Genomic DNA, 12,302 nt, shown 5'->3' with positions numbered 1-12,302 from the left:
GCACCGCGGTCAAGGGTTCCCGTACGTGTTGCTGCACCGCCCCTCGCACGGGACGGGCCGCTCCGTTGCCCGCCCGGTGGGCAACGCATGCCCTGCCAAGTCATCGCCGTCTGCCAGGCGACCCTGCCAACACTGGCTCAGAGTTCCCGTGCGCGCAGGCCGCGCGCAGGGCGGCGAACTGTACGTCCCGAGCCTCCGTCAGAGAGCGCATCTCCCTGTTCAAGACCCCGCCGGGTATCGGACGGCGCGCCGCGTGCCGAGCCCTCAGGCCAGGGAGGCCGCGAGCGCCCAAAGCCCCGGCCGGGGAGGCGCGCTCCCCATGCCGAAAGTCCCCCGCCAGGAAGACGCTGAAGACACGGCAGGGCCCCGGAACCGGCGCAGTTGGTCCCGGGGCCCGGTCAGGGGCGGGGCGGAGCGTCCCGTCCTCCGCGGGTTGTCACACCCGCCGCAGCACTGCCACGACCTTGCCGAGGATGGTCGCCTCGTCGCCGGGAATCGGCTGGTACGCGGAGTTGTGCGGCAGCAGCCACACGTGCCCGTCCTCGCGCTTGAAGCGCTTCACCGTGGCCTCGCCGTCCAGCATCGCGGCCACGATGTCGCCGTTCTCCGCGACCGGCTGGCGGCGGACCGTCACCCAGTCCCCGTCGCAGATGGCGGCCTCGATCATCGAGTCACCGACGACCTTCAGGACGAACAGCTCGCCGTCACCGACCAGCTGGCGCGGGAGGGGGAAGACGTCCTCGACCGACTCCTCGGCGAGGATCGGGCCACCGGCCGCGATACGGCCGACGAGCGGCACGTACGACGCGGCCGGCTTGCCCGCCGTGTCGGTGGGCTGGACCGAGGACTGGTCGGAGCCCCGGACCTCGTACGCACGCGGGCGGTGCGGGTCGCGGCGCAGAAAGCCCTTGCGCTCCAATGCCATCAGCTGATGCGCGACCGAGGAGGTGCTGGACAGGCCGACCGCCTGCCCGATCTCCCGCATCGACGGCGGGTAGCCGCGCCGCTGTACGGAGTCCCTGATGACCTCGATCACCCGGCGCTGCCGGTCTGTGAGCCCCGAGCTGTCCGCGCGGATGCCTGGAGGTCGGCCTGGCAGGGAGCGCTTGGGTCCCTCATGATTCACGGCTTCGTTCATCGCATGCACCGGCTCGAGTCGGCCCTGGGAGCGGTCCTGGGCAGTGATGGTGGCACTGTCTGCGGTGGTGGTCACGTCGGCCCCTCTCGATGGTCTCCCTGCTGGACAACGGTAGTTGCTTTCGAAAGGTTGCGCCAAACACACGTTCGAGTGAAAAAGCGCGGATTGCCTGACGTGATCATGTGTCTGGGTGTATGGCTCGGGACGCACCTGGCGGACAAAAGGACCCATTGCTGTACTCTTCACCGCCGGGGCGATGAGCGTGCCAGCAGATGTGGGCCACGACCCAGTCTGCCATCCGGCACCCCGCCAACCAGGTACCGACCCCCTGTCTGCACGGCCATCACGGTATCTCCGCGTGTCCGGGATCGGTATGACCGTGCGGCACATGCCAATACGCGTGCGACACGCGCGTCGTGGGCCAATTTGCGCGCTGATCCCCACATCTAGTGGTTGGATTGCAACAGCAGCCCAGAAGTTGTGGTCCCCCGGGTCTTCGGGCCCTCGGTCATCGCCTATGCTTGGGGCTGCTTCGAGGGGCCCAAGGGGTCTCGCGAGGTCTATGAGTCGTGCTGTGAAGGAGGGTTGGAGCCATGCACTGCCCCTTCTGCAGGCACCCTGACAGCCGCGTCGTCGACAGTCGTACGACCGATGACGGCACGTCGATCCGCAGGCGCCGCCAGTGCCCCGACTGCTCCCGTCGTTTCACGACCGTGGAGACGTGTTCGCTGATGGTGGTCAAGCGCTCCGGCGTGACCGAGCCCTTCAGTCGCACCAAGGTCATCAACGGTGTGCGCAAGGCATGCCAGGGGCGGCCCGTCACCGAGGACGCGCTCGCCCAGCTCGGCCAGCGGGTCGAGGAGGCGGTGCGGGCCACCGGAAGCGCCGAGCTGACCACTCACGACGTGGGGCTGGCCATACTCGGCCCGTTGCAGGAACTCGACCTCGTCGCCTATCTGCGGTTCGCGTCCGTGTACCGGGCGTTCGACTCGCTCGAGGACTTCGAGGCCGCCATCACGGAACTCAGGGAAGAGACGAGGCAGCGCCCCGCCGCGGACGAGGAAGTCGCGGACGCGGAGCGCCCGGAAAGCGACCGCGGGTCCGGAGGGGCTGTCCAGGTCCCCGTGCCCGCCAGCGCCGCCGACTGACGCGAAGGCCGACTCGGGTCGGCTGATCGGCGGCGACCACAGACCTGCTCCGCGGGGCCGCGTGAGCGGCGCGCGCAGCATCAGACACACACCGTGCCACGGGAAGAACGAGGCACTTCAGGGCGTTTTAGCCCGATACAGGGAGGCGGCATGACAGAGACGGCGAGCGGTCCGGCACGAGGTTCCCGCGCCAAGGGCGGAACCAAGGCCAGCAAGGGACTGCGCATCGAGCGCATCCACACCACCCCCGGCGTGCACCCGTACGACGAGGTGGAGTGGGAGCGCCGTGACGTCGTCATGACCAACTGGCGCGACGGCTCGATCAACTTCGAGCAGCGTGGCGTCGAGTTCCCCGGCTTCTGGTCGGTGAACGCGGTCAACATCGTCACCAGCAAGTACTTCCGCGGTGCTGTCGGCACCCCGCAGCGCGAGGTGAGCCTCAGGCAGCTCATCGACCGCATCGTGAAGACGTACCGGAAGGCCGGTGAGGACTACAAGTACTTCGCCTCGCCCGCCGACGCCGAGATCTTCGAGCACGAGCTGGCGTACGCCCTCCTGCACCAGATCTTCAGCTTCAACAGCCCGGTCTGGTTCAACGTCGGCACGCCCCAGCCCCAGCAGGTCTCCGCCTGCTTCATCCTGTCCGTCGACGACTCCATGGAGTCGATCCTCGACTGGTACAAGGAAGAGGGCATGATCTTCAAGGGCGGTTCCGGCGCCGGCCTGAACCTCTCCCGCATCCGCTCCTCCAAGGAGCTCCTCTCCTCGGGTGGCAACGCCTCGGGTCCCGTCTCCTTCATGCGTGGTGCCGACGCCTCCGCAGGAACGATCAAGTCGGGTGGCGCCACGCGCCGCGCGGCCAAGATGGTCATCCTCGACGTCGACCACCCCGACATCGAGGACTTCATCGAGACCAAGGTCAAGGAGGAGGAGAAGATCCGCGCCCTCCGTGACGCGGGCTTCGACATGGACCTGGGCGGCGACGACATCACGTCCGTCCAGTACCAGAACGCCAACAACTCGGTCCGCGTGAACGACACGTTCATGAAGGCGGTCGAGGAGGGCGGCAAGTTCGGTCTCACCTCCCGTATGACCGGCGAGGTCATCGAGGAGGTCGACGCCAAGGAGCTCTTCCGCAAGATGGCTCAGGCCGCCTGGGCCTGCGCCGACCCGGGCATCCAGTACGACGACACGATCAACCACTGGCACACGTGCCCGGAGTCCGGCCGTATCAACGGCTCGAACCCGTGCAGCGAGTACATGCACCTGGACAACACGTCCTGCAACCTCGCCTCGCTGAACCTGATGAAGTTCCTGAAGGACGACGGCAAGGGCCGCCAGTCCTTCGAGGTCGAGCGTTTCGCCAAGGTCGTCGAGCTGGTCATCACCGCGATGGACATCTCCATCTGCTTCGCGGACTTCCCGACGCAGAAGATCGGTGAGAACACCCGCGCCTTCCGTCAGCTGGGTATCGGTTACGCCAACCTCGGTGCCCTCCTGATGGCGACGGGCCACGCCTACGACTCCGACGGCGGCCGCGCCCTCGCGGGTGCCATCACCTCGCTGATGACCGGTACGTCGTACAAGCGTTCCGCCGAGCTCGCCGCGGTCGTCGGCGCCTACGACGGCTACGCCCGCAACGCGCAGCCGCACCAGCGCGTCATGAAGCAGCACTCCGACGCCAACGCCGTGGCCGTCCGCGTGGACGACCTGGACACGCCGATCTGGGCCGCCGCCACGGAGGCCTGGCAGGACGTGCTGCACCTCGGTGAGAAGAACGGCTTCCGCAACGCGCAGGCCTCGGTCATCGCCCCGACCGGCACCATCGGTCTCGCGATGTCCTGCGACACCACCGGCCTTGAGCCCGACCTCGCGCTGGTCAAGTTCAAGAAGCTGGTCGGCGGCGGCTCGATGCAGATCGTCAACGGCACCGTGCCGCAGGCCCTGCGTCGCCTGGGTTACCAGGAGGAGCAGATCGAGGCGATCGTCGCCCACATCGCCGAGAACGGCAATGTGATCGACGCGCCGAGCCTCAAGCACGAGCACTACGAGGTCTTCGACTGCGCCATGGGCGAGCGCTCCATCTCCGCGATGGGCCACGTCCGCATGATGGCCGCGATCCAGCCCTGGATCTCCGGCGCACTCTCCAAGACGGTCAACCTGCCGGAGACGGCGACCGTCGAGGACGTCGAAGAGGTCTACTTCGAGGCGTGGAAGATGGGCGTCAAGGCGCTCGCGATCTACCGCGACAACTGCAAGGTCGGCCAGCCCCTCTCCGCGAAGACCAAGGAGAAGGAGAAGGCCGAGGTCACGGCCAAGGCCGAGGAGACCATCCGTACCGCGGTCGAGAAGGTCGTCGAGTACCGCCCGGTCCGCAAGCGCCTCCCCAAGGGCCGTCCCGGCATCACCACCTCCTTCACGGTGGGCGGCGCCGAGGGCTACATGACCGCCAACTCCTACCCGGACGACGGTCTCGGCGAGGTCTTCCTCAAGATGTCGAAGCAGGGCTCCACCCTCGCGGGCATGATGGACGCCTTCTCGATCGCCGTCTCGGTGGGTCTGCAGTACGGCGTGCCTCTGGAGACGTACGTCTCGAAGTTCACGAACATGCGCTTCGAGCCGGCCGGCATGACGGACGACCCGGACGTGCGGATGGCGCAGTCGATCGTCGACTACATCTTCCGTCGCCTGGCGCTGGACTTCCTGCCCTTCGAGACGCGCTCCGCGCTCGGCATCCACTCCGCCGAGGAGCGTCAGCGTCACCTGGAGACCGGTTCGTACGAGCCGTCTCTCGACGATGTCGATGTCGACGTCGAGGGCCTGGCTCAGTCCGCGCCCCGTGCGCAGGAGCTGAAGGCGGTCGCCACCCCCAAGGCCGAGGTCGAGGCGGCCGAGCCCGCCCCGAAGCAGGCCCACACCAGTGCCGAACTGGTGGAGATGCAGCTGGGCATCCAGGCGGACGCCCCCCTGTGCTTCTCCTGCGGCACGAAGATGCAGCGGGCCGGTTCCTGCTACATCTGCGAAGGGTGCGGGTCGACCAGCGGTTGCAGCTGATTGCGGCTGATGTCGGACGCCTGCTAGGCGGATGAACTAGCTGGTCAGGGCGGTGGAGCTGATATCCGGGCTCCACCGCCCTCGCCGTTTTCCGGCCCAGGGCACGCGCATGTCCGACAACCCGGGGAAATTCTCATTTCCGCGCGAAACGATCACCGGTTAGGCTCCCCCATCGCGCACAGGGCGTGCACAGGGCGCGCACGGCGGGGTGGGGGCATGGTCGGCGATCTCGGGGAATCCAAGAAGGGCATGAGCGCGGGGGCGCAGGCCGTCGCGGCGGTGGTGATGGTCGGAGGCCTCGCGGGTGTCCTGTGGGGGCTGCAGGAAGCGTCCAGTCACAACGCGGATGACGACAGGCCGGCGGCTTGCTCGGGCGGGCACGACGCCCGGTCGTCGAAGTACGTCTCGGGAGCACAGCTGTGCGCGGCGCTGAACCGCCCGGACCTTCCGGCGCTCCTTGGAACGCCGGACGAGCACGCGGAGACCGCCGGCGGCAGCAAGAGCTCGGTCACCCTCGCCGACGGCACCAAGATCGCTGCCCCCGAGGCCAACGTGGATCTGATGACCTACTCCGTGAAGCTTTCGGCGTCGTACGACCATCTTCCGGTCGCCGACACGATCGGCTACCTGGGCGAGAGCGCTGAGAAGAAGACGGTCCTCGGTCACCCGGCGGTCCTCTACTCGGACCGGACCATCGCCATCACCTTCAATCTCGGCGGCGGCAAGGCCGACAGCGGCCCCGGCGGCAGCGCCCGCCGGCTGCTGGTCGCCGGGAACGCGAAGGACGGCGGCGGCTCGTTCGAGATCGACATCTGGCGCCAGGACGACGTACCGCCCGACGACGCGGCGTTGTTCCGCGTCGCCGAGAAGGTGCTGCCGACGATCCCGGGCTGGACCGCCGGCTGACGAGCCCCTCACGCCGAGCGCTCACCAGAAGCGCTGAAGGGCGGCACGGCCACCGGCCGTGCCGCCCTTCAGCGTTATCGCGGTCCTAAGGAGAGGCCCGTTTCGGAAATTGGGGTCCCCAGGGAATGCGGTTCAGGCTTCCGAAGGGTTGCCCATGACCCTGGCGAAGGTCGCCGGGTCCGTGTCGTAGCCGTGGATGCCGGGGTGGAAAGTCCACTCTTCGGAGTCGTCGCGTACGAACTCCCCGACCGTAGCGGCCGTCGCTCCCAGGACGTCGCCGAAATTGTCCTCCGCCAGAACGGTGTAGCCCTCACGCATGCGAAAGCCGGGATTGAGTACACCCACGAACGTCTTGTGGCCGGCGCGCTGTTGGATGAGGACGCCGACCACCACGCGCGCGTAGCGGCTGTTCAGGCGGTCCAGCTCCAGCGTCATGACCTCGTCCCAGCCGAAGCCCTTGCCGTCCTTGCTGTCCCGGTTCAGATAGATGGTGCCGTCCGGCGAGCGGCTGTCGAAGTGCACTACGTAGACCGGCTTTTCGTTCGGGTCGGTCGACAGATAGGTCGCCGCGATGATGTCGAGATCGGTCGCGGGCTCACCGACAGGACTCGGATCCCACTTCACCGCCAACTCAACCTTGCGGATGCCCTTGTTGAGACCGTTCATCAGATCTCCCCTCCCCGTTCCCCATGTGCTGCCTGGCCCAACTACCCTGCGATCAGGGCCGGTTGTCCATCGTGCCACGCACGCCGGGGCGCTCGCGCGGATGTACTCCGCCGGAGCGTGACCGGCGCCACGCTCCGTGGCCTTACGATGGCGCGGTGCTGGTCAAGTGGATTCGCTGCACCGTGGTCGACCGCCGCGGTTTCGAGCGGGGGCAGCGAAAGTGGGCGGGGCTTCTGGGGGAGCCGGGTTTCCGGGGACAGGGCGGGGGATGGAGCCGGGGGCGGTCCGGCGTCGCGCACATCTTCGCCTTCTGGGAAAGCCGTGCCTTCTACGACTCCTTCATGGCCCGCTCCCACGATCGGCTCGCCGCCGCGCAGTCGGGCACCTTCAAGGACTCGCAGGTCAAGCTGTTCGATCACCGTTTCGACGTGAAAACCGGCTTCGAGCCGCGCTTCACGGACGCCGACCTGGTACGAGTGGCCCACTGCCGGATCCACGAGGAGCGGGCGGAGCACTTCGCGCTGATGCAGGAGAAGGTCTGGAACCCCGCGATGGCGGGCTCGCCCGGCATGGTGCGGGGCCTGTTCGGTGAGGCACCCGGCCATGAGTTCCTGATCCTGTCCATGTGGCAGTCGGCCGCGGAGCACGGCAAGTACCGCGCCGAGCGAGTGGAACGCCTCGCGCTGCGCGCCCAGATCGAGGCCGATGTCGCGGCCCTCGCGGGCGACATCGTGGAACTGGAGCCCAGCTGGACGGTCTGAGGGGGCCGTCCGCGGTGGTTCCGGTGGGCAAGAACCGTGTGACCTACGCCGTATGGAGCCCGTACGAGTGCTCGATCGGCCCTCACACGATCTAGGGTCTTGGCATGGCTCGACCACGGCGCATCGTCCTTGTCCGGCACGGCGAGTCGGCGGGCAATGCCGATGACACCGTGTACGAACGCGAGCCCGACCACGCTCTGGCGCTCACCGAGAAGGGGTGGCAGCAGGCGGAGGACACGGGCAAACAGCTGCGGGAGCTGTTCGGACGGGAGCGCGTAAGCGTTTACGTGTCCCCGTACCGCCGCACCCACGAGACGTTCCGCGCCTTCCACCTCGACCCCGAACTCGTACGGGTGCGCGAGGAGCCGCGACTGCGCGAGCAGGACTGGGGCAACTGGCAGGACCGCGACGACGTACGCCTTCAGAAGGCGTACCGCGACGCGTACGGGCACTTCTTCTACCGCTTCGCGCAGGGCGAGTCCGGTGCCGACGTGTACGACCGGGTGGGCGGCTTCCTGGAGAGCCTGTACCGGAGCTTCGAGGCCCCCGACCACCCGCCGAACGTGCTCATTGTGACCCACGGCCTGGCCATGCGGCTGTTCTGCATGCGCTGGTTCCACTGGACGGTCGCGGAATTCGAATCGCTGTCGAACCCTGGGAACGGAGAGACGCGAATGCTCGTTCTGGGGGAGGACGGCAGGTACACGCTTGACCGGCCTTTCGAGCAATGGCGTGATCCGGAATCGTACGGAGTCACCGGATAGAGTGGCAGGGCGATGACCGCTGACTCCTCTCCCGACAGGCGCTTGGACCGCGCCCTGGCCAGCCTGCGCGGACTCGCGGTGGGAGACGCGCTGGGCTCGCAGTACTTCGTGCCCGCGAACTACCCGCTGCTGAAGCGCCGTGAGCTGCCGCCCCCTTCCTGGCAATGGACCGACGACACCGAAATGGCCTGCTCCGTAGTGGCCGTTTTGGCCGCGCATCACCGAATCGACCAGGACGAACTGGCCCGCTCGTTCGCCGAGCACCACGACTTCGACCGCGGCTACGGGCCCGCGGTCAACCGCCTGCTGCGGCAGATCCGGGAAGGCGGCGACTGGCGCGAGCTGGCATCCGCCCTCTTCAAGGGCCAGGGCTCGTGGGGCAACGGCGCCGCGATGCGGATCGCCCCCTTGGGGGCCTGGTACGCGGACGACCCGGAGCAGGCGACGCACCAGGCGGAGATCTCGGCGTACCCCACGCACCAGCACCGCGAGGCCGTGGTCGGCGCCATGGCCGTCGCCGCGGCCGCCGCACTGGCGGCCGACCCGGCGGGGCCGCCGAGGGCCGAGGCGCTCCTGGACGGCGTCATCGCGCTCGTACCGCGCAGCGCCGTCGGCGCCGGGCTGCGGCGCGCCCGGGACATGCTCGACTACGGGGACACCGCGACCGTGGCCGCAGTACTGGGCTGTGGGCGGCGTACGTCGGCGCACGACACCGTGCCGTTCGCGCTCTGGTCGGCGGCCCGGGCCCTTGGTGACTACGAAGGGGCCTTCTGGGCCACCGCCCAGGTCGGCGGCGACGTGGACACGACCTGCGCCATCGTGGGCGGCGTCGTCGCCGCCGGGAAGGCGGGAGCGCCCCCGAGCACGTGGCTGGAGCGTACGGAGAGGCTGCCGGACTGGGTTTCGGGTCCCGCGTACGGGCGTACGACGAGCGGCGCCTAGGCGCGTACGGCCCGAGGGGCGCCCAGGGCGGTCGTACGGCGCTTCAGGCGGCCCAAGGGCCGGGGATCCGGAGGAACCCCGGCTGACGTCTCCGCGGCCGTCTCAGGGGCGGCGACGCGTGCGGCCGAGGTCTCTGCCACGGGCCTGCCACAGCCCGGCCGACGGCACCCCCTGGGGCGCCGTGCCCCAGGGACGCCCTGCCCGCCACGCCGCCTGTGGATCATGGCGGGCGTGCGTCGACGGGACAGCGTAGGGCTCTGGCTCGGACTGGTCGTGGTGCTCATCACGTACAGGCGGTACCGAGGAAGCTCGTGGTGCCGCCGGTGACCAGGGAGCCCGCCGCTCTCCGGTCGTCCTGCGGATGGCCGGAGAGCGGCGGGCTCGCCGTCAGGTTCCCCCGGGCCCGGTCCGGCCTCCGCGGTGTCGTCGTCAGCCCCCGGCAGGGCCTGCCGTGCCGGCGAGGGCGTCCATGTCGCTCTTGCGGACCCGGATCACCAGCACGGCCGTGATCAGGGCCAGCAGGGCCATCGCGGCCGCCGGAATGAAGGCCGTCGAGATGCCCTCGGCGAGCACCTGGTGACCCCAAGGAGCGGGCAGCTGGTGGGTCTTGGCGAATTCCGCCTTCTGTTCGGGCGAGCCGTCCGTCAGGAACTTGGGCATCTGCTTCTCCGCCTCGTCACGGCTGGCCGAACCGAAGACCGTGGTGAGGATGGAGAGGCCCAGCGAACCGCCCACCTGCTGCGTGACATTGAGCAGACCCGAGGCAGCGCCCGCCTCGTGCTGGGCGACACCCGAGACCGCGGTGACCGTCAGCGTCACGAAGTTCAGGCCCATGCCGAAGCCGAACAGCAGCATCGGGCCGAGCACTCCGCCGACGTACGAGCTGTCAGGGCTGATGAACGTCTGCCAGCCGAGCCCGAGTGCGACGAGCGTCGAGCCGACGAGCATGAACGGCTTGGGGCCGAGCACCGGCAGGAACCGCTGCGACAGACCCGCGCCGACCGCGATCGCGACCGTCACCGGGAGGAAGGCCACACCGGCCGAGATCGGGCTGTACCCCAGCACGTTCTGCACGAAGAGCACGATGTAGAAGAACATCCCGAACATCGCCGCCGCCAGGCTCAGCATGATCACATACGTGCCCGAGCGGTTGCGGTCGGCGAACATCTTCAGCGGTGTGATGGGCTCCTTGGCCCGCGTCTCGATGACCCCGAAGGCCACCAGCAGCACCACGGCCGCGCCGAACGACCCGATCGTGACGCTGTCCCGCCAACCGTCCTCCGAGGCGCGGATGAAGCCGTACACCAGGGACGCCATTCCGGCTGTCGAGGCGAGCGCACCCGCGATGTCGAAGCGCCCGGGGTGGCGTTCAGACTCGTTGATGTACATCGGCGTGAGTACGGCGATCAGCACACCGATGGGTACGTTGACGAAGAGGACCCAACGCCAGTCGAGCCACTCCGTGAGCATGCCGCCGGCGAGCAGACCGATCGCTCCACCGCCGGCCGAGACCGTGGCGAAGACGGCGAACGCCCGGTTCCGCTCCGGGCCCTCGGGGAATGTGGTGGTGATGAGCGCCAGCGAAGTGGGCGACGCGATCGCGCCACCAACGCCCTGCAGGGCACGCGCGGCCAGCAACTGCCACGGTTCCTGGGCGAGTCCGCCGAGCAACGAAGCGAAGGTGAACAGCAGGATGCCGGTCATGAAGACCCGGCGCCGACCGAGGATGTCACCTGCTCGGGCGCCGAGAAGCAGCAGGCCACCGAAGGTGAGGGTGTACGCGCTGACCACCCACGTCAGGTCGGTCGTACTGAACTTGAGCGCGTCTTGAATGTGCGGGAGCGCGATGTTCACAATCGTCGCGTCGAGTACCACCATGAGTTGGCAGGCCGCGATGACGGTGAGTGCGATGCCGGGATGCCCCTCCCGGCGGGCCACTCCCGACTTCGGGCGCTCTGGGTCCTGAATCAACTGAGAGGTTGTCACTATGGGTCCCCCACAAGTGCGTTAGTGAACGCTCGCGTTCACTGCCGCGTCAACGGTAGTGAGTCCCCAACAGTGAACGCAAGCGTTCACTGAAGTCGCTGCCGCATGGCGTCAACTCGATCGCTCTTCTCTCCCCGAAAATCCCGCTCCCCTGCACAACGGAGACAGTCAGATGGTTACTTCGCGTTGGACGGCCGCCCCCGCTCAGACGGCCTCCTCGCGCCGACGCGGTGCCGTACTCGAGCGCGCGATCCTCGAGGCCGCGCTGGAACAGCTCGGCACGGTCGGCTGGAACGGCCTCACGATGGAAGGCGTCGCCGCGCGTGCCCAGACCGGCAAGGCCGCGGTCTACCGCCGCTGGCCGTCCAAGGAGGACCTCGTCGCGGACGCGCTCCAGGCCGGACTGCCGAGCCCGGAGGAGGCGCCCGACCTCGGGAGTGTCCGGGAGGACCTGCTGGAACTGTGCCGGCGGGTGCGTGAGGCGATGTACTCGCAGCCCGGATTCGCGCTGCGTTCAGTGCTTCACGAATGCGATGTGGCTCAGGCTGAGCGCTTTCACCGCGTGATCCTCGGCGGGGTCGTCGAGCCGACCATGCATCTGCTGCGAGAGGTCATCGACCGGGGAATCGAGAGGGGAGAGGTGCGTCCCGACGCCGCGAACGCCTACGTTTTCGACGCCATCCCGGCGATGATGATGTACCGCTCCAAGGTGTGCGCGAGCGAATGGAGCGAGCGGGATCTGGAGGAGATGATCGACCAGCTGATGGTCCCGCTGCTGCGATAGCGGGCCGCCTGATCGACCCTCGTACGGACGCCCTGGTCGACCCTGCCACGGACACCTTGACGGACCCCGACGCGGACACCCTGGTGGACCCGGATGCGAGCACCCCGGTCGCTCGGGGAAACCGGGGTGTCGCGAGGGCCTTCGGGCGGCGTA

The 12,302-nt window shown here is 68.4% G+C and carries 10 protein-coding genes; 7 read left to right on the top strand and 3 right to left on the bottom strand.

Going from position 1 to position 12,302, the window contains the following annotated elements; all coding sequences use genetic code 11:
- Window positions 1-436: 436 nt before the first annotated feature.
- Complete coding sequence (gene lexA / locus OIC96_RS12615) at window positions 437-1,213, bottom strand: transcriptional repressor LexA (RefSeq protein ID WP_189188217.1); 777 nt, start codon at window positions 1,211-1,213, stop codon at window positions 437-439.
- Window positions 1,214-1,731: 518 nt separating this feature from the next.
- Between lexA and nrdR the strand changes: the two genes are divergently transcribed.
- From nrdR to OIC96_RS12600, 3 genes are all read left to right on the top strand, one after another.
- Window positions 1,732-2,286, top strand: a complete 555-nt coding sequence (nrdR, locus tag OIC96_RS12610) for a transcriptional regulator NrdR (RefSeq protein ID WP_330307735.1) — start codon at window positions 1,732-1,734, stop codon at window positions 2,284-2,286.
- Window positions 2,287-2,436: 150 nt separating this feature from the next.
- Window positions 2,437-5,340 (top strand): vitamin B12-dependent ribonucleotide reductase, encoded by a 2,904-nt coding sequence (locus OIC96_RS12605; RefSeq protein ID WP_330307736.1) that lies wholly within the window; start codon window positions 2,437-2,439, stop codon window positions 5,338-5,340.
- A 216-nt stretch (window positions 5,341-5,556) separates the two neighbouring features.
- A complete protein-coding gene (locus OIC96_RS12600) occupies window positions 5,557-6,246 on the top strand; it encodes a DUF6215 domain-containing protein (RefSeq protein WP_330307737.1) in 690 nt (229 codons plus the stop codon).
- 132 nt (window positions 6,247-6,378) lie between these two features.
- Here the strand turns inward: OIC96_RS12600 and OIC96_RS12595 are convergent, their stop codons facing one another.
- Window positions 6,379-6,912, bottom strand: a complete 534-nt coding sequence (locus OIC96_RS12595; protein WP_330307738.1) for a TerD family protein — start codon at window positions 6,910-6,912, stop codon at window positions 6,379-6,381.
- Window positions 6,913-7,067: 155 nt separating this feature from the next.
- On the opposite strand from OIC96_RS12595, the gene OIC96_RS12590 reads away from it, so the two are divergent.
- The 3 genes from OIC96_RS12590 (at window position 7,068) to OIC96_RS12580 (ending at window position 9,379) form a co-directional block, all read left to right on the top strand.
- Window positions 7,068-7,673, top strand: coding sequence for a DUF4937 domain-containing protein (locus OIC96_RS12590; protein ID WP_327432209.1), 606 nt, complete (start codon window positions 7,068-7,070; stop codon window positions 7,671-7,673).
- Window positions 7,674-7,777: 104 nt separating this feature from the next.
- Window positions 7,778-8,437: a histidine phosphatase family protein gene (locus OIC96_RS12585; RefSeq protein ID WP_330307739.1), complete on the top strand. Its 660-nt coding sequence runs from the start codon at window positions 7,778-7,780 to the stop codon at window positions 8,435-8,437.
- 12 nt (window positions 8,438-8,449) lie between these two features.
- Entirely contained in the window at window positions 8,450-9,379 is a 930-nt protein-coding gene (locus tag OIC96_RS12580; protein ID WP_330307740.1) for an ADP-ribosylglycohydrolase family protein, read from the top strand.
- A 429-nt stretch (window positions 9,380-9,808) separates the two neighbouring features.
- On the opposite strand, the gene OIC96_RS12575 is transcribed toward OIC96_RS12580, so the two are convergent.
- Window positions 9,809-11,365: an MFS transporter gene (locus tag OIC96_RS12575; RefSeq protein ID WP_330307741.1), complete on the bottom strand. Its 1,557-nt coding sequence runs from the start codon at window positions 11,363-11,365 to the stop codon at window positions 9,809-9,811.
- A 172-nt stretch (window positions 11,366-11,537) separates the two neighbouring features.
- Between OIC96_RS12575 and OIC96_RS12570 the strand changes: the two genes are divergently transcribed.
- A complete protein-coding gene (locus tag OIC96_RS12570; protein WP_330307742.1) occupies window positions 11,538-12,149 on the top strand; it encodes a TetR/AcrR family transcriptional regulator in 612 nt (203 codons plus the stop codon).
- The last annotated feature ends 153 nt before the right edge of the window (window positions 12,150-12,302 follow it).

It is taken from the genome of Streptomyces sp. NBC_00775, assembly GCF_036347135.1.
GTDB lineage: Bacteria > Actinomycetota > Actinomycetes > Streptomycetales > Streptomycetaceae > Streptomyces > Streptomyces lutosisoli.
Note: the sequence above shows the minus strand (reverse complement) of the source record. Positions and strands in the feature narration are given on the sequence as shown.